Source organism: Croceicoccus gelatinilyticus (genome assembly GCF_018398395.1).
GTDB classification, from domain to species: domain Bacteria; phylum Pseudomonadota; class Alphaproteobacteria; order Sphingomonadales; family Sphingomonadaceae; genus Croceicoccus; species Croceicoccus gelatinilyticus.
In genome coordinates, this window is sequence record NZ_JAHCBF010000006.1 from 173,936 (window position 1) to 192,742 (window position 18,807).

24 protein-coding genes and 1 tRNA gene are annotated in these 18,807 nt (G+C 64.1%); 14 read left to right on the top strand and 11 right to left on the bottom strand.

Going from position 1 to position 18,807, the window contains the following annotated elements; translation table 11 throughout:
* Positions 1 to 82 precede the first annotated feature (82 nt).
* The 3 genes from KIH45_RS13965 to KIH45_RS13975 form a co-directional block, all read right to left on the bottom strand.
* Positions 83 to 232, bottom strand: a complete 150-nt coding sequence (locus KIH45_RS13965; RefSeq protein ID WP_172807498.1) for a hypothetical protein — start codon at positions 230 to 232, stop codon at positions 83 to 85.
* Positions 233 to 475: 243 nt separating this feature from the next.
* The gene (locus KIH45_RS13970) at positions 476 to 817 is read right to left on the bottom strand and encodes an ArsR/SmtB family transcription factor (protein WP_213176649.1); all 342 of its coding nucleotides are present in this window, start codon (positions 815 to 817) and stop codon (positions 476 to 478) included.
* Entirely contained in the window at positions 817 to 1,458 is a 642-nt protein-coding gene (locus tag KIH45_RS13975) for a peroxiredoxin (protein ID WP_213176650.1), read from the bottom strand. Before KIH45_RS13975 ends, KIH45_RS13970 begins: the two co-directional genes overlap by 1 nt.
* A 76-nt stretch (positions 1,459 to 1,534) precedes the next feature.
* Between KIH45_RS13975 and KIH45_RS13980 the strand changes: the two genes are divergently transcribed.
* The 7 genes from KIH45_RS13980 (at position 1,535) to KIH45_RS14010 (ending at position 7,850) form a co-directional block, all read left to right on the top strand.
* On the top strand, positions 1,535 to 2,464 hold the full coding sequence (locus KIH45_RS13980; protein ID WP_213176651.1) for an MBL fold metallo-hydrolase: 930 nt from the start codon (positions 1,535 to 1,537) through the stop codon (positions 2,462 to 2,464).
* Positions 2,461 to 2,910 (top strand): YeeE/YedE family protein, encoded by a 450-nt coding sequence (locus tag KIH45_RS13985; protein WP_213176652.1) that lies wholly within the window; start codon positions 2,461 to 2,463, stop codon positions 2,908 to 2,910. Before KIH45_RS13980 ends, KIH45_RS13985 begins: the two co-directional genes overlap by 4 nt.
* Positions 2,907 to 3,323, top strand: coding sequence for a DUF6691 family protein (locus KIH45_RS13990; RefSeq protein WP_213176653.1), 417 nt, complete (start codon positions 2,907 to 2,909; stop codon positions 3,321 to 3,323). The genes KIH45_RS13985 and KIH45_RS13990 overlap by 4 nt, the downstream gene beginning before the upstream one ends.
* 3 nt (positions 3,324 to 3,326) lie before the next feature.
* The gene (locus KIH45_RS13995) at positions 3,327 to 3,749 is read left to right on the top strand and encodes a protein tyrosine phosphatase family protein (protein WP_213176654.1); all 423 of its coding nucleotides are present in this window, start codon (positions 3,327 to 3,329) and stop codon (positions 3,747 to 3,749) included.
* Between the two features lie 21 nt (positions 3,750 to 3,770).
* The gene (locus KIH45_RS14000) at positions 3,771 to 5,000 is read left to right on the top strand and encodes an NAD(P)/FAD-dependent oxidoreductase (protein ID WP_213176655.1); all 1,230 of its coding nucleotides are present in this window, start codon (positions 3,771 to 3,773) and stop codon (positions 4,998 to 5,000) included.
* Complete coding sequence (locus tag KIH45_RS14005; RefSeq protein ID WP_213176656.1) at positions 5,000 to 6,805, top strand: SulP family inorganic anion transporter; 1,806 nt, start codon at positions 5,000 to 5,002, stop codon at positions 6,803 to 6,805. Before KIH45_RS14000 ends, KIH45_RS14005 begins: the two co-directional genes overlap by 1 nt.
* A gap of 97 nt (positions 6,806 to 6,902) precedes the next feature.
* On the top strand, positions 6,903 to 7,850 hold the full coding sequence (locus KIH45_RS14010; RefSeq protein WP_213176767.1) for a complex I NDUFA9 subunit family protein: 948 nt from the start codon (positions 6,903 to 6,905) through the stop codon (positions 7,848 to 7,850).
* Between the two features lie 32 nt (positions 7,851 to 7,882).
* Here the strand turns inward: KIH45_RS14010 and KIH45_RS14015 are convergent, their stop codons facing one another.
* A complete protein-coding gene (locus KIH45_RS14015) occupies positions 7,883 to 8,554 on the bottom strand; it encodes a glutathione S-transferase family protein (protein WP_066763892.1) in 672 nt (223 codons plus the stop codon).
* A gap of 152 nt (positions 8,555 to 8,706) precedes the next feature.
* On the opposite strand from KIH45_RS14015, the gene mobA reads away from it, so the two are divergent.
* The 4 genes from mobA (at position 8,707) to dcd (ending at position 11,139) form a co-directional block, all read left to right on the top strand.
* A complete protein-coding gene (gene mobA / locus KIH45_RS14020) occupies positions 8,707 to 9,240 on the top strand; it encodes a molybdenum cofactor guanylyltransferase (RefSeq protein ID WP_213176657.1) in 534 nt (177 codons plus the stop codon).
* Positions 9,241 to 9,302: 62 nt separating this feature from the next.
* A complete protein-coding gene (locus KIH45_RS14025; RefSeq protein WP_213176658.1) occupies positions 9,303 to 9,785 on the top strand; it encodes a UPF0262 family protein in 483 nt (160 codons plus the stop codon).
* Between the two features lie 4 nt (positions 9,786 to 9,789).
* On the top strand, positions 9,790 to 10,488 hold the full coding sequence (locus KIH45_RS14030; RefSeq protein ID WP_213176659.1) for a glycoside hydrolase family 25 protein: 699 nt from the start codon (positions 9,790 to 9,792) through the stop codon (positions 10,486 to 10,488).
* A gap of 96 nt (positions 10,489 to 10,584) precedes the next feature.
* The gene (dcd, locus tag KIH45_RS14035) at positions 10,585 to 11,139 is read left to right on the top strand and encodes a dCTP deaminase (protein ID WP_213176660.1); all 555 of its coding nucleotides are present in this window, start codon (positions 10,585 to 10,587) and stop codon (positions 11,137 to 11,139) included.
* Between the two features lie 6 nt (positions 11,140 to 11,145).
* Here dcd and KIH45_RS14040 read toward each other — a convergent pair whose 3' ends face one another.
* Complete coding sequence (locus KIH45_RS14040) at positions 11,146 to 12,471, bottom strand: GntP family permease (protein WP_225899927.1); 1,326 nt, start codon at positions 12,469 to 12,471, stop codon at positions 11,146 to 11,148.
* A gap of 72 nt (positions 12,472 to 12,543) precedes the next feature.
* Positions 12,544 to 13,380, bottom strand: a complete 837-nt coding sequence (gene yghU, locus KIH45_RS14045) for a glutathione-dependent disulfide-bond oxidoreductase (protein ID WP_213176661.1) — start codon at positions 13,378 to 13,380, stop codon at positions 12,544 to 12,546.
* A gap of 106 nt (positions 13,381 to 13,486) precedes the next feature.
* On the opposite strand from yghU, the gene KIH45_RS14050 reads away from it, so the two are divergent.
* Positions 13,487 to 14,344 (top strand): DUF2785 domain-containing protein, encoded by an 858-nt coding sequence (locus tag KIH45_RS14050; RefSeq protein WP_213176662.1) that lies wholly within the window; start codon positions 13,487 to 13,489, stop codon positions 14,342 to 14,344.
* Positions 14,345 to 14,425: 81 nt separating this feature from the next.
* Here the strand turns inward: KIH45_RS14050 and KIH45_RS14055 are convergent.
* A tRNA-Gly gene (locus KIH45_RS14055) sits at positions 14,426 to 14,500 on the bottom strand.
* A 225-nt stretch (positions 14,501 to 14,725) separates the two neighbouring features.
* Between KIH45_RS14055 and KIH45_RS14060 the strand changes: the two genes are divergently transcribed.
* Both KIH45_RS14060 and KIH45_RS14065 read left to right on the top strand, forming a co-directional pair.
* Positions 14,726 to 15,634 (top strand): tetratricopeptide repeat protein, encoded by a 909-nt coding sequence (locus KIH45_RS14060; RefSeq protein WP_213176769.1) that lies wholly within the window; start codon positions 14,726 to 14,728, stop codon positions 15,632 to 15,634.
* A 13-nt stretch (positions 15,635 to 15,647) separates the two neighbouring features.
* Positions 15,648 to 16,271 carry an LON peptidase substrate-binding domain-containing protein gene (locus KIH45_RS14065; RefSeq protein WP_213176663.1) on the top strand — a complete coding sequence of 208 codons (624 nt, stop codon included), beginning with the start codon at positions 15,648 to 15,650 and terminating at the stop codon, positions 16,269 to 16,271.
* A gap of 3 nt (positions 16,272 to 16,274) precedes the next feature.
* Here KIH45_RS14065 and KIH45_RS14070 read toward each other — a convergent pair whose 3' ends face one another.
* The 4 genes from KIH45_RS14070 to KIH45_RS14085 are packed head-to-tail and all read right to left on the bottom strand — an operon-like array spanning position 16,275 to position 18,777.
* A complete protein-coding gene (locus tag KIH45_RS14070; RefSeq protein ID WP_213176664.1) occupies positions 16,275 to 16,910 on the bottom strand; it encodes a MarC family protein in 636 nt (211 codons plus the stop codon).
* A 3-nt stretch (positions 16,911 to 16,913) separates the two neighbouring features.
* On the bottom strand, positions 16,914 to 17,612 hold the full coding sequence (locus KIH45_RS14075; RefSeq protein ID WP_213176665.1) for a Cif family virulence factor: 699 nt from the start codon (positions 17,610 to 17,612) through the stop codon (positions 16,914 to 16,916).
* Positions 17,612 to 18,484, bottom strand: coding sequence for a bifunctional methylenetetrahydrofolate dehydrogenase/methenyltetrahydrofolate cyclohydrolase FolD (gene folD, locus KIH45_RS14080; RefSeq protein WP_213176666.1), 873 nt, complete (start codon positions 18,482 to 18,484; stop codon positions 17,612 to 17,614). Before folD ends, KIH45_RS14075 begins: the two co-directional genes overlap by 1 nt.
* Positions 18,484 to 18,777, bottom strand: a complete 294-nt coding sequence (locus KIH45_RS14085; RefSeq protein WP_213176667.1) for a YggT family protein — start codon at positions 18,775 to 18,777, stop codon at positions 18,484 to 18,486. Before KIH45_RS14085 ends, folD begins: the two co-directional genes overlap by 1 nt.
* Positions 18,778 to 18,807 lie beyond the last annotated feature (30 nt).

Genomic DNA, 18,807 nt, shown 5'->3' on the forward strand with positions numbered 1-18,807 from the left:
CCATGAAAAGAGGCCGCCCGGACGAACCGGTACGGCCTCTCCCATGTGGATTTGTGGCCCGCGGGTTTACCCCGCGTGGCGATCAGGCGCCGCGGATCAGGCGTTCCCAGAAGCCGGGGGCTTCCATGGGCTGAAGGGCACCAAACTTGGCATAGCGCTGTGATGCGTCCGAAAACGGACGCGGCATAGTCCACCGATCGGGCGAACTGCTGCGATAGCTGGGTGTGAACATCGTACTACCTCATGCATTCGTTACTTGTCCGTTAAAATCCTCAAAGCCAGAAAAGGTTTCCCGCGTCGAACCGATTAACCAAGCCCAGATGGTGCGAAACCGCGCCAAACTGCCCCTTCGCCATGCTTGACGAAGGACTTAAATGGTTAAGTGAAGGTTGAAAAAATTGGCTGATTCGGCCGGAATCGAGCCGACGTTAACCATTTCCGCGAGGAAAAGAGGGTTAACGAGGGGGCCTGCGAATCAGGAAAGTCGCGCGAAATTCGCAGCGCCCGGCAAGGGGCGACGAGTAACGGCAGGCAGGTCGCCAGCCGTGGCACCCGAAAGCGACGTCAGGGCCGAGACCACTTCCTGAATGGCATCACGGTCGAGACTGTAGAACACCAGTTTTGCCTGCTTGCGCGACTGGACGAGGCCGGCACCGCGCAGAACGGCCAATTGCTGCGACAGGCCGGGCTGGGCGATCTCGGTCGCTTCCTCGATCTGCCCGACGTTCAGTTCGCCGCCCGACAACGCCTGCAGGATGCGAAAACGCACCGGGTGGGCAACGGCCTTCAAGGCATCGATCGGAGGCCCGTCCGCCATTACTTCGTTTCCTTGATGGTGCGCAGGAACCAGTCGCTGTCGCCATCAGCGCCATAAACATCATCGAGCGTCGCAATGGGCTGTTGCAGCAGCGGCTCGCCCACCTGCCAGTTCGCAGGCGCAAGGGCAGGTTCGTCGTTCGTCGCCTGCAGCGCATCGAGCATGCGGAGCATTTCGGGCGTCGAGCGACCGACATTGGCCGGATAGCAGGTCATCGCGCGCACGACGCCATCGGGATCGATGAAGAAGGTGGTGCGTACAGTACCACTGTCATGGGCGTCGGCTGCGACCATCCCGTAGGCGCGCCCGATCACGAGAGTTGGATCCTCGATGATGGGAAAGCGAACTTCCACGCCGAACCGGTCGCGGATCATCCGCAGCCAGGCGAAGTGCGAAAAGAGGCTGTCGACCGACAGGGCCATCAGCGCACAATCCCGATCCGCGAAGTCGCTGGCCATTTTCGCCAGCTCGACGAACTCCGTCGTGCAGACGGGCGTGAAGTCCGCCGGATGCGAGAAGAGGATGAGCCAGCGTCCGCGGAAATCGGACAGGCGAACATTGCCTGCCGTGCTGCGGGCCGAGAAATCCGGCGCGACATCGCCGATGCGCAGGCCGGAACAAGGTGGGTTGGTCAGGTCCATTCCGGCCTTATTGCACCTTGACTTTCGGAAAGCAATACATATACACGATTTATGTAAATAAAGTTTGGAGGCTGCAATGTCCCGAGATGCCGTTATCGATCGCGCTGCCGAGCAGGTCGGCCGCGCTCAGGCCGACAAGGCGCTAAGGCCCACGATTGCTGGGTTTTTCGACGAGGCAACTTATACCGTCAGCTACGTCGTGCACGATCCTGCGACGAACGAGGCCGCGATTATCGACTCGGTCCTCGATTACGAGTCGGCCTCGGGTCGCACCTCGAACGGGTCCGCTGACCGGATTATTGAGTATATAAATACGAATAATCTGAAAGTGACCTGGCTGATCGAGACGCATGCCCATGCCGATCATATTTCTGCCGCGCCCTATCTGCAGCAGAAGCTGGGCGGCAAGCTGGCAATCGGCAAGGACATCATCCGCGTCCAGGAAGTCTTCGGCAAGCTGTTCAACGCCGGCACCGATTTCCAGCGCGACGGTTCGCAGTTCGACAAGCTGTTCGAGGATGGCGAGACCTTCCGCATCGGCGAGCTTGAAGGCATGGCGCTTCACGTGCCGGGCCATACGCCTGCCGACATGGCATTCCTGATCGGCGATGCCGCCTTCGTCGGCGACACGATCTTCATGCCCGACTTCGGCACCGCCCGCGCCGACTTCCCCGGCGGCGATGCGCGCCAGCTGTTCCAGTCGATCCGCCGCCTGCTTTCGCTGCCGGGCGATACCCGCCTGTTCCTGTGCCACGATTACAAGGCACCGGGCCGCGACGAATATGCTTGGGAGACCACCGTCAAACAGCAGCGCGAGGAGAACGTCCACGTAAAGGACGGCGTCACCGAGGACGAATTCGTCGAAATGCGCACCAGCCGTGACAAGACGCTGGCCATGCCGAACCTGATCATGCCCAGCGTGCAGGTGAACATCCGCGGCGGGCGCCTGCCCGAGCCCGAGGACAATGGCGTCAGCTACATCAAGATCCCGGTGAACGCGGTATGACGATCCCCGGTTTCCCTGATGCCGCACCGCTTGCGGGTCTGATTGGCGGCATCCTCATCGGCCTGTCGGCTGCGGTCATGCTGCTTGGCATGGGCCGTATCGCGGGCGTCTCCGGCATTTTCGCCAAGGCTACCGGTGTCGGCGGCAGCGGAATTACCCGCGGCGGGGCATGGGCCTTCGTGCTCGGCCTGCCGCTCGGCGCGCTGATCGTCGCGATCGTGACCGGCGGGGTCGATGCGCAGTTTGCAGGCTTTGGCCCGATCGTTGTTGCCGGCGTGCTGGTCGGCATCGGTACGCGGCTGGGCAGCGGCTGCACCAGCGGCCACGGCGTCTGCGGCGTCAGCCGTCTTTCCGCCCGCTCGATCGTCGCCACGGTTACTTTCATGATCGCGGGGATCGTCACGGTCGCCGTCATGAACGCGATGGGGATGGAGGTGCTGAAATGAGCAGCAAGATCCTGACACCGCTCGCCGCCGGAACCCTGTTCGGCGCGGGCCTCACCATCGGCGGCATGACCGATCCGGCGCGTGTGCGCGGCTTTCTCGACATCTTCGGCGACTGGGACCCGACGCTGGCCTTCGTCATGGGCGGCGCAGTCATCGTCATGGCCATCGCGTGGCGCATCGTGCCCCGCATGGTGGAGCCCCTTTTTGCCGAGAAGTTCCACATTCCCGACCGCTCCGACCTTACGCCTAGCCTCATCGGCGGTTCGGCCCTGTTCGGTGTGGGCTGGGGCATCGCGGGCCTGTGCCCCGGACCGGGCATCGCCGCGCTGGTGATCGAACCCACGCTCGCCGCGACATTTGTCGTCTCGATGTTCGCGGGGATGCTGATCCTGCGCCTTTTCGAACGGAACTGACCCATGGAAATTCGCCGCATAGACGACCAGTTCGCGGTATCGCCCCAGATCACGCCTGCAGACGTTGAAAAAATTGCGGACGAGGGCTTCACCACGATTATCTGCAACCGTCCCGATAGCGAAGAGGCGGGCCAGCCAACGTCCGTCGCCATTGCCAAGGCGGCGAAGCAGGCAGGGCTCGATTTCCACCTGATCGCGGTTTCGGGCGGCGCCTTTCCAGAGACTGCCGTCGCGCGTTTTCGCGGCGTGCGACAGGCGGCTGAAGGGCCGGTGCTGGCCTATTGCCGCACCGGTACGCGCTCGATGACGCTGGAGACGCTGGCCAACCCCGAAGACCGCTCGATCGAAGATCGCCTCTCGCGCGCAGAGGGGGCTGGATACGACCTGTCCTCCCTGCGTGAGCGGCTGGTCTACGAAGACAACTAAAAAGAGGCAGGAGAAGACACGATGGCCCAGGCACTGAAGCACACGGTCGTGATCATCGGCGGCGGGGCCGCGGGCATCGCGACGGCATCCTCCATGCTCAAGCGCGAGCCCCTGCTCGACATTGCGATCGTGGAACCTTCGCCGTCTCATTATTACCAGCCCGGCTGGACGATGGTCGGCGGCGGTGTCTTCAAGTCGCCGGTGACGTGCCGCCCGATGGCGGATGTCATGCCCGACCGCGTGAAGTGGATCCGCGAATCCGCGGCCAGTTTTCAGCCCGACGACAATATGGTCACGTTGGCTGACGGGACGACGATCGCTTACGAGTTGCTGATCGTCGCACCCGGTATCCGGCTTGCCTGGGAACAGATCGAGGGTCTGTCCGACACGCTGGGCAAGAACGGCGTGACGTCGAACTATCGTTTCGACCTAGCGCCCTACACCTGGGATCTCGTCAGCAACCTCAAGTCCGGCCGCGCGCTGTTCACGCAGCCGCCGATGCCGATCAAGTGCGCCGGTGCGCCGCAGAAGGCGATGTACCTGTCGTGCGACACGTGGGAGCATAACGGCGCGCTGCCCAACATCGATGTCGAGTTCCACAATGCGGGCGGCGTCCTGTTCGGCGTTCCGGCCTATGTCCCGGCGCTCATGGAATATGTCGATCACTACGGCATCGGGCTGAACTTCGGCTCGACGCTGGTTGCCGTCGACGGTCCGTCGCGCAAGGCGACGTTCAAGACCGAGGCGGGCGAGGTGACCCGCGATTTCGACATGATCCATGTCGTCCCGCCGCAAGTCGCGCCCGATTTCGTGGCCGACAGCCCGCTGGCAGGCGAAACCGGTTTTGTCGATGTCGACAAGTTCACCATGCGCCATGTGAAGTACCCCAACGTCTTCGGCCTCGGCGATGCTGGCTCGATGCCCAATGCCAAGACTGCAGCTGCGGCGCGCAAGCAGGCGCCGATCGTGGCCGTGAACGCGCTGTCGGTGCTGAACGGCGGCGAGCCTGTTGCCGACTACGACGGCTATGGCTCGTGCCCGCTGACGGTCGAGAAGGGCCGCATCGTCCTGGCCGAGTTCGGATATGACGGAAAGCTGCTGCCGACGTTCCCCAAGTGGATCATCGACGGCACCCGCCCGCGCCGCCTGTCGTGGCTGCTGAAGTCCGAGGCGCTGCCGTGGGTTTACTGGAACGGCATGCTCAAGGGGCATGAATGGCTGGTCAAGCCGCACGAGAAGCAGGACCACTGATGACCACCGAAGCCGCCGCGGCCAAGCCTCGCAAGGCAGCCAAGCCGGGCATTGTCGCGCAGTATCTGCCGATCCTCGACTGGGGACGGCGCTATGACAAGTCGATCTTCACGAACGACCTGATCGCGGCGGTGATCGTCACGATCATGCTGATCCCGCAGAGCCTTGCCTATGCGCTGCTCGCAGGTCTGCCGCCGGTCGTCGGGCTATATGCCTCGATCCTGCCGCTGGTCGCCTACGCGATCTTCGGGACGAGCCGGACGCTGGCCGTGGGGCCGGTCGCGGTCGTCTCGCTGATGACGGCATCGGCGGCTGGCGCGGTCGCGGCGCAGGGCACCGCGCAGTACATGGAGGCGGCGATTACGCTGGCCGCACTGTCGGGCGTGATGCTGGCGGTGCTGGGCATCCTGCGCATGGGGTTCCTTGCGAACCTGCTGTCGCACCCCGTCATTTCGGGCTTCATCACGGCGAGCGGCATCCTGATCGCGACCAGCCAGTTGAAGCACATCCTCGGCGTGAAGGCGGGCGGCGACAACTGGCCCGACATGCTGGGATCGCTCTTCGCGGCGCTGAACAGCGTGAACGTCTGGGCGCTGGGTGTCGGCGTCTTTGCGACCGTGTTCCTGTTCTGGGTGCGCAAGGGGGCAAAGCCTGCGCTGATGAAGCTGGGCCTCAAGCCGCGCATGGCCGAAATCGGCGCGAAGGCGGGGCCGGTCGTGGCCGTGGCGCTGACCATCCTCGCGGCGCTCGCGTTCGATCTTGGCGACAAGGGCGTGAACCTCGTCGGCGCAATCCCGCAGGGGCTGCCGCCTTTTGCGGTGCCGTCGACCGACCTTGGCCTCATTTCGCAGTTGTGGGTTCCGGCGCTGCTGATCTCGATCATCGGTTTCGTCGAATCGGTCTCTGTCGCGCAGACGCTGGCCGCCAAGCGCCGCCAGCGTATCGCCCCGAACCAGGAACTGATCGGGCTCGGCGCGTCGAACATCGCAAGCGCATTTTCGGGCGGTTATCCGGTCACCGGCGGTTTCGCCCGTTCGGTCGTCAACTTCGACGCGGGCGCGGAAACGCCGGCGGCTGGCGCGTTCACGGCGGTTGGCATCGCGCTCGCCTCGCTGTTCCTGACCCCGCTGCTGTTCAACCTGCCCATCGCGACGCTGGCTGCGACGATCATCGTCGCCGTGCTCAGCCTCGTCGATCTGAAGACGCCGGGCCAGCTCTGGCGCTATTCGAAGTCCGACTTCGCCGCGCACATGGCGACTATCGGGATAACGCTGCTGGCAGGCGTGGAACTGGGCGTGATCGCGGGTGTCGCGGTTGGCCTGCTGCTTTACCTGTGGCGCGCTTCGCGGCCCCACGCGGCAGTCATCGGACGCGTGCCGGAGACCGAGCATTTCCGCAATGTCGAGCGGCACGACGTCTTCACCGTGCCCCACGTCCTGTCGATCCGCGTGGACGAGAGCCTGACCTACCTCAACGCCCGCTGGCTGGAGGAATACGTGCTCGAACGCGTTGCCGACCAGCCGGAGGTGCGCAACGTCATCCTGCTGTTCAGCGCAGTGAACGAGGTCGATGCCTCGGGCCTCGAGAGCCTTGAGGCGATCAACCACCGCATGATCGACGCCGGGATCGGGCTGCACTTGTCCGAAGTGAAGGGCCCGGTGATGGACCGTTTGCAGCGCACCCATTTTGTGGACGAGCTGAACGGCGAGGTTTTCCTTTCGCACGCCCGCGCTTTTGCGAAACTGGTGCGCGACGATGGCAACGATCATCCGCCGATGCACGATCACGCGCGCGGGATGATCTGAAGAAGCGGGAGCGTTTGCGCGTCTCGACGGTTGCAGGAATGGCGGGTGCGTGCCAAAGCGCCGCCACGGTATCACTGCGATTGCGAAAGGGCAGGACATGGCGTCCTCGAATCTGGCCGGCAAGCTCGTCACTCTCATCGGCGGAAGCGGTTTTCTTGGAACCCGCGTCGCGCAGGATCTCCTGCGCAAGGGCGTTCGCCTGCGCGTCGCGAGCCGCGATCCCAAGAAATCCTGGCACCTGAAGCCGCTGGCCAACCTCGGCCAACTCCAGTTCGCGGCGATGGACATCCGAAATCCCAAGTCGGTCGAGGCAATCGTTGCCGGCTCCGACATGGTCGTGAACCTCGTCGGCGCATTCGACGGTGATCTGGACGCGGTGCAGGGCAGCGGCGCCGGCCGCGCGGCGGAACTGGCGAAGATGGCCGGTGCGACCGCATTCGTCCACGTATCGGCCATCGGCGCGAATGCCGACAGCGAAGTCGCCTATCAGCGTTCGAAGGGCATCGGCGAACAGGCCGTGACCGAGGCGTTCCCCGGCGCGACGATCATCCGTCCCTCGATCATCTTCGGTGAGGACGATGAATTCCTGAACATGTTCGGTGGCCTCATCTCGACGCTGCCGTTCCTGCCGGTCTTCGCGCCCGATGCAAAGCTTCAGCCGGTCCACGTCGAGGACGTGGCCGCAGCGATCGTCACGGTTCTGGAAAACCCGTCGCTTGCGGGCAAGACCTACGAACTGGCCGGACCCGAAGTGCTCACGATGCTCGAACTGAACGAGCGTATCGCCAAGTCGCAGGACCGTTCGCGTGGTTTCCTCGCGCTGCCCGATTTCGCGGGTCGTACCTTTGCCAAGGCTACCGGCTGGCTTCCGGGCGCGCCGATCAGCAGCGACCAGTACGAGATGCTGTCGCAGGGCAACGTGGCAAGCGGCGACTGCCCCGGCTTTGCCAAGCTGGGCATCGAGCCTTCGCCGATGACGCTGTTCCTCGACCGCTGGATGACGCGTTTCCGCAAGCACGGCCGCTTCCACGAAGCAGGCGCTTGAGCGGCTGGCCCGAAAGGGCCGCCAGCAGGTAATCAGGCGTTGATGTCGGAATAGTGCCGCGGCGGCGGCACGCCTTCCATCCTGTCCGCCAGAAGCGGCTGGAAGCTGGGCCTGCTCTTGAACACCGAATACCAGCTGCGGGCCTGTTCGTGGCCCTGCCAGTTGATGCCGCCAAGATAATCCGCAACCGAGATCTGCGCCGCCGCCGTCAGGTCGGCAAGGCTCATCGTCGAACCGGCAAGCCAGGGGCGATGGTCGATCAGATAGTCGACGTAATCGAGATGTTCGTCCGCCAACCGCATCGCGTTGCGCAATGCAGTGGAATTGGGCGCCTGCCGCGCGACAACGCGCTTGGTATAGCGTTCCATCAGCAGCGGGCCGGTAACGTCGCCGAAGAAGTTTTCATCGAACAGCGCCATCAACCGGCGGATTTCCGCTCGGTTCGTGGCCGTGCCGTTGATCATGGGGTTCTTCGGGATCGTCTCCTCGAAATACTCGGCGATCGCGCGGCTGTCCGACAGGGTGATGTTCTTGGCTGGTTCACGCATCACGGGCGTGCGGCCCGTCGGGTTCATGAGGAAGAATTCGTCCCGCATTTCCCAGGGGTTTTCGCGAACGAGTTCGAAAGACACGCCTTTTTCCGCAAGCAGCAGGCGCAGCTTGCGGCTGAACGGGCAGAGCGGAAACTGGTAAAGCCGCCACATGGCCGAAGAAACGATGCCTTTCCCTGTTGGGTCCCCCGCGCCCGTTCCCCCGAACCGGCACAATTCCGATTGACGCAGGAGTAACCCCCGCGTCAACACGTGATGCACACGATTTGGCAAATAGTGGGCAAGTCGCGATGGGGAGACGCTAAATGACGGTCGAGACGATACTCGGATGCGTGCTTGCCGGCGGCGAGGCGACCCGTTTCGGCAGCGACAAGGCGCTGGCGACGCTCGATGGCCAGACCCTGATGGACCGCGCGGTCGCGGCCCTTGCCAGTTTTTGCGAGGCCGTGGTCGTTGTCGGGCGCGAAAAAGCCTCCGTTCCGACAGTTGCCGACTGGCCGCAGGCAGGCATGGGCCCGCTTGGCGGACTGGCCGGGGCGCTGCGCCATGCGCGTGATAGCGGGTTTTCCGCCGTCCTGACCTGCGGGGTGGACAGCGTGAACCTGCCGTCCGACCTGCTCGATCACTTGTCCCCGGGGCCGGCCTGTGCCGAAAGCCAGCCGGTGATCGGGCTCTGGCCCGTATCGGCGCTGCCGGTGCTGGAGGAAATACTCACCGGATCGGAACGCCGCTCGGTCCTGCACTTTGCCGAAAGGGCGGGTGCGCGGCTGATCGACCTGCCCGAACCGCCCGCAAACGTGAATACGCCCGAAGATCTGGACCGCCTTCAACAAGGCTAGGCGTGGATTGCACCAATGCCCGCTTGTCCAGCGGCGCGGCATTTGCGATGGCAGGGTCAGCCATGGCGGACCCTCGCATCATAGACATCTCGCTGGACGAAGCGACGATCCTGTGGCGCAACCCTGACATCGAGCAGGAGCGCAGGATCGCGATCTTCGACCTGATCGAGGATAACACCTTCAAGCCGCTTCGCGCGTTCGAGGCAGGGCACGAGGGGCCGTACAAGCTCGTCCTGTCGGTCGTCGACGGTCGCCTGTCGATCGACATCGCGGACGAAGCGGGCAACCAGCTCGAAGTCCTGCTGCTCGGCCTTGCGCGTTTCCGCCGCCCGATCCGCGAATATTTCGCGATCTGCGACAGCTATTACCAGGCGATCCGCAAGGCGAGCCCGCAGGAAATCGAGACGATCGACATGGCCCGGCGCGGGGTCCACAACAACGCTGCGGAACTGCTGCTCGAAAGGCTGGAAGGCAAGGTCGACACCGACTTCGCCACCGCACGCCGTCTCTTCACGCTTATCTGCGTCCTGCACATCCGGGGCTGAAGCTATGGCTGGCAAGCGGACGCTCCGGCACAGGCCGGGCCTGTGGCTGATCGCGCTGGCGCTGATCGCGGCGATCGCGGGCGTGTTGTGGTGGAAGTTGTCGCACTGGCGGCCCGACGGGGCGGAATACCCGGTGCAGGGTGTGTGGCTGACCGGCGACGAGGATGGGGTCTCCATCCCCGAACTGCCGGGCGCGGGCGCAAGCTTCGGCTATGTTACGGCCAGCCTTGGGGCCGCCACGCGTAACGAGCGTTTTCCTGAAACAGTCGCCGCCATGCACAAGGCGGGGATGAAGGCGGGGCCGGTCCACGTCTACGACCCCTGCCGCCGCGCGGATGAGCAGTCGGCCAATTTCGTGACCATCGTGCCCCGCGATGCCGACATGCTCCCGCCTGCGGTCGTGCTGGCGCGTTCGGGCGAGGATTGCAGCCCGCGGGTCCGTCCGGCCGAGCTGGAATCGGAGCTTGTCGTCTTTCTCAACCAGATAGAGATGCATTCGGGCAAGCGCGCGATCCTTGCGCCATCAGCTTCGTTCGAGGACGAATACGGCTTCGGCGCGCGGGCGGAGCGGCAGTTGTGGCTGTCGCGTGACTGGCTGGAGCCGGACTATGTCGGACGCCCCTGGGCGCTGTGGACGGCCAATGCCGCGGTCCGTGTCGGTCCGGTCGAGGGGCCGGTCGCGTGGCTGGTCGCGCGGCCCTGATGCCAGCTTAATCCACGACCTATCGGGCGGCGAGGGTTGCCCCCGCTTTGCCGGAACGGGCAAGGAAATCGCCGCTGCAAGGAAACGGGTGAAGGCATGGCGATTCTTTCCGACAAGTGGATCCGCGAAAAGGCGCAAAACGAAGGCATGATCGAGCCTTTCGTCGAGGCGCAGCGGCGCGATGGCTGCATCTCCTACGGCCTGTCATCCTACGGCTATGACGCGCGCGTGGCGGACGAGTTCAAGATCTTCACCAACATCGACAGCGCCATCGTCGACCCCAAGGATTTCGCCAGCAATTCGTTCGTCGACAAGAAGACCGACTGCTGCATCATCCCGCCCAATTCTTTCGCGCTGGCCCGGACGGTCGAATACTTCCGCGTGCCGCGCGACGTGCTGGTCATCTGCCTTGGCAAGAGCACTTATGCGCGCTGCGGCATCATCGTGAACGTCACCCCGCTCGAACCGGGCTGGGAAGGGCACGTGACGCTCGAATTTTCGAACACCACGCCGCTGCCGGCGAAGATCTACGCCAACGAAGGCGCGTGCCAGTTCCTCTTCCTCAAGGGGAACGAGCCTTGCGAGACGAGCTATGCCGACCGCGCGGGCAAGTACATGGGCCAGCGCGGCGTGACCCTGCCGCGCCTGTAACGCCTCCTAGAATACCGAGAACAGTACCAGCGCGAGCACCGTGCCGATCACCGGCACGATCACCGTCGTTGCCGCCACGGCCTTGTAAGCGGCCTGGTGCGTCTCGCCGCAGACCGCGCGGATCGTCGTCACGACATAGCCGTTGTGCGGCAAGCTATCGAGCGCGCCCGATGCGATCGCCACGACGCGGTGCAGTTCTTCCGGATTTGCCCCTGCGTCGAGGTAGTGCGGCGCAATGAGCGGCAGGGCGATCGTCTGGCCGCCCGAGGCGCTGCCGGTCAGGCCCGCGATGACGGTAACGGCAATGGCCGCGCCGATTAGCGGGCTGCCCGGGATGGCCTGAACCGTTTCCAGCGCCTGAAGGAAGGCAGGCGAGAGCTTTGCGACCGATCCGAATCCGACCACGGCGCAAGTATTGGTGATCGCCACCACCGCGCCCGTCGCCCCGCGTGAGAACGTTGCGGCAAAGCGGCCACGCTCGCTCCACCCGACCATGCAGGCCAAGGCGACGCCAGCGCCAAGCGCGAGGACCAGCGCCCACTTGCCCAGCGACTGCGAGATCAGGAATACGCCCAGCACGCCGACGAGCGGCATGATCGCCAGCAGCGGGGAAGGCAGGGTGGTGTCGACCTCGAACCGTTCATCCGCTTCGCGCGTGGTGAAGCCTTCGCCAGCCAGAACCGCTTTCTTCACCATGCGCGAGAGCAGGATGTAGCCCAGCGTCGCCATGAACAGCGCGACGACAAGGCTGACTTCCCACGCGGCATAGGCCGTGGTGCCGAGGTAAGGCATCGGGATCAGGTTCTGGATCTCGGGGCTGCCCGCGCTGGTCATCGTGAACGTGACCGAACCGAAGGCCAGCGCGCCGGGGATGAAGCGGCGCGGCAGGTTCGCCTCGCGGAAAAGCTCGACCGCAAGGCCATAGACCGAGAACGCGACGATGAAGACGCTGACCCCGCCGTAAGTCAGCACTGCGCAGGCGAGCACGGTCGCGGCCAGCGCGTACTTGCTGCCCAGCTTGTGCGTAATGAACCGCGCAACGGAGGCGGCGGCGCCTGATGCCGCCATGACCTCGCCGAAAATTGCGCCCAGCAGGAACATCAGGAACCAGTCGGCCAGAAAGCTGGAGAAACCGGCCATGTAGCTACTGGCGTAATCAGGCGCGGCCGTGCCGTCCGCCAAAGTGGCAGCCAGTGGCGGCAACAGCGGCAGGCCCGCGGTGACCGCCACGACCAGTGCGGCAACGGGGCCTGCGATAAGAATGTTGATCCCCCTGACCGTCATCCAGATCAGAAGGGCAAGGCCACCGATGAGCCCGATCCAGCTTAGCATTCGTCCTCCCCGAAGGTTTGCACCTTCATGGCGGCGACGCGGTGCGTGGTCAAACCATCGGAAAGAAGAGGCTTATTCGAACAGAGCGTCGAGATCGGCTGCGCTGTGCCGTTCGGGCGCGCCGTCGCGCTGGTTTACTTTTTCACCGCGACGAACCGCCGTGCGCTCGGCAATATTGGTCGCCCAGCGTTGCAGGTGTTCGTATTCCTGCACCTGCAGGAACGTGCCTGCATTCTTGTACGACTTGTCGAGCGCCAGCTTCCCGTACCAAGGCCAGATCGCGATGTCCGCGATGGTGTAGTCGTCGCCCGCGATGAATTCACGGCTGGCCAGCTGTTTGTCGAGCACGTCCAGCTGCCGCTTCGTTTCCATCGTGAAACGGTCGATCGGATATTCCATCGGATAGGGCGCATAGGCATAGAAATGCCCGAAGCCGCCGCCAAGGTAAGGCGCACTGCCCATCTGCCAGAACAGCCAGTTCAGACATTCGGCGCGGCCCGCGGGATCGGTCGGGATGAAGGCGCCGAACTTTTCGGCAAGGTGCAACAGGATCGAACCCGACTCGAACAGGCGGATCGGCTCCGGCCCGGTCAGGTCGATCAGCGCCGGGATCTTCGAGTTCGGATTGATCTCGACAAAGCCCGAGGTGAACTGGTCGCTGTCACCGATCCAGATTGGCCAAGCGTCGTATTCCGCACCAGCATGTCCTGCGGCCAGCAGTTCTTCAAACAGGATCGTGACTTTCTGACCGTTCGGCGTGCCTTGCGAATGGAGCTGGAACGGATGCTCGCCGCGCGGCAACTCTTTCTCGGTGCGCGCACCCGCGAAGGGCCGGTTGATCGAAGTCCACTCCCCGCTGCCCTGATCGTCCCACTTCCAGATTTCGGGCGGGGTGTAGGTCTCGGTCATGGCGGCAGATGTCCTTTGAGGGGAAAGATACGCAGCGCAGATAGGCAGCGATCGGGCGATCGCAAGCACTGGACAGCAAGGCTCTGCAGGGTGAGAACTTCCAGTCATGTCGATCAGCCTGCTTGTCGCCGCCGCCGTCGCCGCCTGCCCGTTGGTGAATGCCGAACCCGATTTCGATGCCGTCGAGGCAATTGCCTCCGGAAGCCGGGAGGACATGGCGGGCATGGTCGCCTGCCTTGGCGAACCCGATCCCGTCGTCCGTGACGAGCAGGCGTACAGCGCCTTCGTGACTGCGCTGCGCGAAGGGCGCGTCACGGTCGAGAAGCGCGGCGCCCTGATGGACATGCTGGCAGAGGCGGCTTCCCCCGCGATCGAGGGCCATGACGAGGCGGGCTTCCTGGGGCCATTCGCGGTGCTGGTCATGGCCGAAGTAGCGCGGACCGACCGGATCGAGCCATGGCTGGACGAGGACGAGCGCTACCGGCTTGCCCGGTTTGCCTCTCTCTACCTTGAGAGCGTCACCGACTATCGCGGTTTCGTACAGGGCGAGGGCTGGCGCCACGGCGTCGCACACGGGGCGGACCTTTTGATGCAGCTTGCCCTCAACCCCGAACTGGATCGCGGGACAGGCAAGGACCTGCTCGCCGCCATCCTGCCGCAAGTTGCGCCCACCACCCATGCATACCGATTCGGGGAGCCGGCGCGGTTGGCAAGGCCGGTGATCTATCTGGCCGACCAGGAAGTGATGTCGGAAGCGGAATGGGAGCAATGGTTCGACGCGATCTATCCCGAAGCGGAGGCGGCACGCTCCGATCGCTATCGGGACGAGGCGGCCCTGACCCGCATGCACAACGCCCGCGCCTTCGCGCTGGAAATCATGGCGATGTCGGGACGGTTAGGCGACAGTCCGGCGATCGCTCTGGCCGATCACGCGCAGCGAATCATAAGCCGCACCGCGCCCTGACAGGGGCCGTGTCAGCCGCGCACGCGAACTGAGCGCATGGCGCCTAAGCGCCTGCGATCGTTCGTTTTCCATGTGAGGAAATGGAGCGGGCGAAGGGATTCGAACCCTCGACCCCAACCTTGGCAAGGTTGTGCTCTACCCCTGAGCTACGCCCGCTCTGAACGCCTGCAACCGGTTGGAAAGAAGCCCTTCCGGTCGGGGTGAGGCGCGCCTTTAACAGGGGTATTTCAGGCCTGCAACCGGAAAAATTCACTCCGCGTCACATTCTTTGCGAACCCTTGGAAAAACCGGGTCGCTGCCCCACATTGGCGAGCAACGATAGATGCCGCAGGAATGCTGGCGCAAAGCACGAAGAGACAGGAGAATTCCCCCTTGGCGAGCATGGGCCTCAACATCGAAGAGCAGAAAGCGGTCGAAAGGTTCCGCGACAATATTGTCGAGCCTTCGAAGACCAAGCTGGTGATTCTCGATTTCTGGGCGGAGTGGTGCGGGCCGTGCAAGGCGCTGACCCCGGTGCTGGAAAAGGTCGCCGCCGACTATGCGGACAAGGGTGTGATTCTCGCCAAGGTGAACGTCGACGAAGAACAGTTCATCGCTTCGCAGTTCCAGGTCCGATCGATCCCGACGGTTTATGCCATGTTCCAGGGTCAGCCGGTGGCCGACCTCACGCAGGCGCGCACCGAATCGCAGCTGAAGCAGGTTCTGGATCAGCTTCTCTCGCAGCTTCCGGTCGAGGCCGGTGCCGATGGTGAGGAACCGGCGCAGGATATCGCCCCGCTTCTGGCGATGGGCGAGGAAGTGCTGGCAAGCGGCGATACCGAACGCGCGCTGGGTATCTTTGCGCAGATCGTGCAGATGGCGCCCGACAATATCGAGGCGCAGGCTGGCCTGCTGCGCGCCATGATCGAGGCAGGGCACATCGAGGACGCGGAAGCCGCGATCGCGGGCCTGCCCGAAGACGTGCGCAAGGACCCCGCCATCGAACGCGCCGTTGCCGCGCTGGAACTGGCCAAGAACAAGCCCGACGACAGCGAGCTTGAAAACCTGCGCAAGGCCGCGGCCGAGCGTCCGGCCGACATGGAAGCGCAGATGGCGTTTGCCGAAGCCGCCTTCGCAGCCGGTTCGCGTGACGAGGCGGCCGATACGCTCCTGTCGATGATCCGCACCGAGCCGCAGTGGCAGGAAGGCGCGGCCAAGGCCAAGCTGCTCCAGATTTTCGAGGCCGTCGGTCTTGAGGATCCGTGGGTTGCGGCGCAGCGTCGCAAGCTGTCGCTGATCCTGTTCGGATAACGCCGTTACGCCCATGGGATCCGGTACCGAAACCTCGCGCATTTCGATTTTTCCCTTGTCGGGTGCGCTGCTCTTTCCCGGGCTGCAACTGCCGCTGCACATCTTCGAGCCGCGTTATCGTGCGTTGGTAACGGACTCGCTGGCGCGTGACCGCATGATCGGCATGATCCAGCCGGTTCGCCCCGCCGAAGGCTCGCCCCTGTTCGAGATCGGCTGCCTTGGCCGCATCGACGATGTCGAGGCGCTGGAAGACGGGCGGTTCAACATCGTGCTCGACGGTCTGGCGCGCTTCCGCACGGTGCGCGAACTGGATGTGACGACGCCGTTCCGCCAGATCGATGCCGAACTTCTGGAAGAAAACGAGGATGCAGTGCTGCTTCCGATCGAGCGCGCCTCGCTCGAGCAAGAATCGCGAAGGTTCGCGGACCGGCAGGGCTATTCGGTCGACTGGGAGCAGGTGTCGCGGCTTGATGACATGGCGCTCGTCAACGGGATCTCGCAGGTCGCGCCGTTCGATCCCGCGTCGAAGCAGGCGCTACTCGAAGCGAGCGACCTCAACGAGCGGTGTGAACTGCTGGTCCAGTTGATGCAGTTCTACGGCTGCCACGACGACGACGAGAGCGGAACGCTCCAGTAACTGTCAGAGGTTGAAGCTGCCGCGTAGGCCGTCGATCACGAACTGCGCGGCCAAAGCGGCCAGCAACACGCCGAGCAGGCGAGTCACAACCGATTCGAACTGGTCACCGAAGAACCGCATAAGTGGCGCAGCGGCAATCAGCGCTGCCAGCGTCAGCACCATGACAACGCCGAGAGCAGCGAGCACGGCTGCCGTTTCCTCGACCGTCGAGGCACGCGCCATCAGCAGCATGATAGACGCGATCGCGCCCGGGCCTGCCAGCATCGGCATCGCCATCGGGAAGACCGAGACGTCCTCTACTTCCGGCGAATCGGCGTGCTGGGCGCGGACCTTGTCGGCGCGGTCGTGGCGGCGTTCGGTGCGCTTTTCGAAGACCATGTCGATGGCGATGGCGAACAGCATGATGCCCCCCGCGATGCGGAAGGAATCAAGTTCGATGTGCAGTGCGCCGAGCAGGCCTTCACCAAACCATGCAAAAATCAGCAGGATGATCGTCGCGATCACAGTCGCGCGGATCGCCATCGACCGGCGCTGCGCACTGTTCGCGTCAGCCGTCAGACCCGCGTAGATCGGGGCGCAGCCCGGCGGGTCGATCACGACAAACAGCGTGATGAAGGCAGAGATGAAAAGCTCGACCATCGCTTAATGATCGGCCTTGGGCGGCGCGACGGTCTGGTGCAGGACGCGCTGGAACTGTCCGCCGTCCCAGACATCGACGGTGACGATCCGGCCGCCCCACTGGTCGACCCGGCCGCCCCAGCGCAGGGTGCGGTCATCGGACGATCCGCCGAAGAACTCTCCGTTGCCCGGTACTGCCTCAAGCAGTTCCTGTGCCGGAGGCCAGGGCAGTTCGGGGCAGTCCGCGACATGGGCATCGATCAGGTCCGGCTGCGTCAGCGGTTTGGTCAGCGTGTCGCCATGATCCATCAGCCAGCGATATTCGCCGTCTTTCTGGCGTTGCCAGACGGTGGTGAACCAGCCGGTGCTACCGTCGGGACGCTGCCATGCGCCGCGCGTGACGTTGACCGATCCGTCACAGCTCGACCAGACTTCGTGCGGTTGCCATGCGACCGATTGCGCCGGATTTTCGCGCTTTTTCAACCAGTCCTTCGCATTGACCAGTTCAGGTACGAACATCACGCCATCTTCGGCGGCATATTCGCGGAACGCGGTCCACTGGCCCTCTTCCTGCGCCATGCTCGCGAATGCCAATTCGGCGGCCACGACGTCGCCGGGCTGGGCGATCGGCTTCAGGTCAGGCCCTCCGGGGCCGCCACGGGACGGGCCACCAGCGGCACAACCAGCCAGCGCCAGCGCAAGAAAAGCAACGCCAAGGCGCATCAGGCGAAGCCTTCGCGGCGGTTCGCAGCCTCAAGCGTGTTGTAGAGCAGGCACGCGATCGTCATCGGGCCGACACCGCCGGGAACGGGGGTGATCGCGCCGACGGTCTCGCTTGCGCTGGCGAAGTCGACATCGCCGACCAGCTTGGTCTTACCTTCTTCGGCAGCCGGAACGCGGTTGATGCCGACGTCGATCACGGTCGCGCCCGTCTTCAGCCAGTCGCCCTTGACCATTTCGGGCCGCCCGACGGCAGCGACGACGATGTCGGCACCGCGCACGACTTCGGGCAGGTCTTTCGTCCGGCTATGCGCGATGGTGACCGTGCAGCTTTCGCGCAGCAGCAGCTGGGCCATCGGCTTGCCCACGATGTTGGAGCGTCCGATGATAACCGCGGTCTTGCCCGACAGGTCGCCCAGCCGGTCCTTCAGCAGCATCAGGCAGCCGAGCGGCGTGCAGGCGACGAAGCCGGGAAGCCCGGTCATCAAGCGCCCTGCGCTGGCGGTGGTGAAACCGTCGACGTCCTTGTCCGGATCGATCGCCTGGATCACCGCGTTTTCATCCAGCCCCTCGGGCAGGGGAAGCTGGACGAGGATGCCGTCGACCGCCGGATCGGCGTTCAGCTGCGCGACGAGAGCGAGCAGGTCCTCCTGCGAAGTGTCGGCAGGCAGGCGATGTTCGAAGCTTTCCATCCCCGCGCCCACGGTCGCCTTGTGCTTGTTGCGCACGTAGACCTGGCTGGCCGGATCTTCGCCGACCAGTACAACTGCCAGGCCGGGCTTGCGGCCTGCTTTCGCGCTGAATTCGGCAACGCCTTCGGCCACTTTGCCGCGCAAGTCGGCGGCAAAGGCCTTTCCGTCGATGATGTCGGCCATCAGTAGCCCGCCACCGCAAGGTTGCGCAGGATGATCTGCAGGATGTTGAGCCCGATAATCAGCACCAGCGGCGAGAAGTCGATCGCGCCGGTATTGGGCATGATCCGGCGGATCGGCCGTAATATCGGTTCAAGCAGGGCGTTCACCGCCGAATAGATCGCGGCGACGAACTGGTTCGACGTGTTGACCACGTTGAACGCGATCAGCAGCGACAGCACGAACTGGACGATGACCAGGAAGACGACGACCGAAACGAGCAGGTCGATGATCTGGATTAGGGTAAGCAGGAGCACGCGCGAATATCCTTGGCGGCAATGGGGGCT

What these genes read in the sequence shown, in the direction of transcription:
- KIH45_RS13965 (WP_172807498.1), bottom strand. Translation starts at nt 232, where the DNA reads ATGTTCACACCCAGCTATCGCAGCAGTTCGCCCGATCGGTGGACTATG.
- KIH45_RS13970 (WP_213176649.1), bottom strand. Translation starts at nt 817, where the DNA reads ATGGCGGACGGGCCTCCGATCGATGCCTTGAAGGCCGTTGCCCACCCG.
- KIH45_RS13975 (WP_213176650.1), bottom strand. Translation starts at nt 1,458, where the DNA reads ATGGACCTGACCAACCCACCTTGTTCCGGCCTGCGCATCGGCGATGTC.
- KIH45_RS13980 (WP_213176651.1), top strand. Translation starts at nt 1,535, where the DNA reads ATGTCCCGAGATGCCGTTATCGATCGCGCTGCCGAGCAGGTCGGCCGC.
- KIH45_RS13985 (WP_213176652.1), top strand. Translation starts at nt 2,461, where the DNA reads ATGACGATCCCCGGTTTCCCTGATGCCGCACCGCTTGCGGGTCTGATT.
- KIH45_RS13990 (WP_213176653.1), top strand. Translation starts at nt 2,907, where the DNA reads ATGAGCAGCAAGATCCTGACACCGCTCGCCGCCGGAACCCTGTTCGGC.
- KIH45_RS13995 (WP_213176654.1), top strand. Translation starts at nt 3,327, where the DNA reads ATGGAAATTCGCCGCATAGACGACCAGTTCGCGGTATCGCCCCAGATC.
- KIH45_RS14000 (WP_213176655.1), top strand. Translation starts at nt 3,771, where the DNA reads ATGGCCCAGGCACTGAAGCACACGGTCGTGATCATCGGCGGCGGGGCC.
- KIH45_RS14005 (WP_213176656.1), top strand. Translation starts at nt 5,000, where the DNA reads ATGACCACCGAAGCCGCCGCGGCCAAGCCTCGCAAGGCAGCCAAGCCG.
- KIH45_RS14010 (WP_213176767.1), top strand. Translation starts at nt 6,903, where the DNA reads ATGGCGTCCTCGAATCTGGCCGGCAAGCTCGTCACTCTCATCGGCGGA.
- KIH45_RS14015 (WP_066763892.1), bottom strand. Translation starts at nt 8,554, where the DNA reads ATGTGGCGGCTTTACCAGTTTCCGCTCTGCCCGTTCAGCCGCAAGCTG.
- mobA (WP_213176657.1), top strand. Translation starts at nt 8,707, where the DNA reads ATGACGGTCGAGACGATACTCGGATGCGTGCTTGCCGGCGGCGAGGCG.
- KIH45_RS14025 (WP_213176658.1), top strand. Translation starts at nt 9,303, where the DNA reads ATGGCGGACCCTCGCATCATAGACATCTCGCTGGACGAAGCGACGATC.
- KIH45_RS14030 (WP_213176659.1), top strand. Translation starts at nt 9,790, where the DNA reads ATGGCTGGCAAGCGGACGCTCCGGCACAGGCCGGGCCTGTGGCTGATC.
- dcd (WP_213176660.1), top strand. Translation starts at nt 10,585, where the DNA reads ATGGCGATTCTTTCCGACAAGTGGATCCGCGAAAAGGCGCAAAACGAA.
- KIH45_RS14040 (WP_225899927.1), bottom strand. Translation starts at nt 12,471, where the DNA reads ATGCTAAGCTGGATCGGGCTCATCGGTGGCCTTGCCCTTCTGATCTGG.
- yghU (WP_213176661.1), bottom strand. Translation starts at nt 13,380, where the DNA reads ATGACCGAGACCTACACCCCGCCCGAAATCTGGAAGTGGGACGATCAG.
- KIH45_RS14050 (WP_213176662.1), top strand. Translation starts at nt 13,487, where the DNA reads ATGTCGATCAGCCTGCTTGTCGCCGCCGCCGTCGCCGCCTGCCCGTTG.
- KIH45_RS14060 (WP_213176769.1), top strand. Translation starts at nt 14,726, where the DNA reads ATGGGCCTCAACATCGAAGAGCAGAAAGCGGTCGAAAGGTTCCGCGAC.
- KIH45_RS14065 (WP_213176663.1), top strand. Translation starts at nt 15,648, where the DNA reads ATGGGATCCGGTACCGAAACCTCGCGCATTTCGATTTTTCCCTTGTCG.
- KIH45_RS14070 (WP_213176664.1), bottom strand. Translation starts at nt 16,910, where the DNA reads ATGGTCGAGCTTTTCATCTCTGCCTTCATCACGCTGTTTGTCGTGATC.
- KIH45_RS14075 (WP_213176665.1), bottom strand. Translation starts at nt 17,612, where the DNA reads ATGCGCCTTGGCGTTGCTTTTCTTGCGCTGGCGCTGGCTGGTTGTGCC.
- folD (WP_213176666.1), bottom strand. Translation starts at nt 18,484, where the DNA reads ATGGCCGACATCATCGACGGAAAGGCCTTTGCCGCCGACTTGCGCGGC.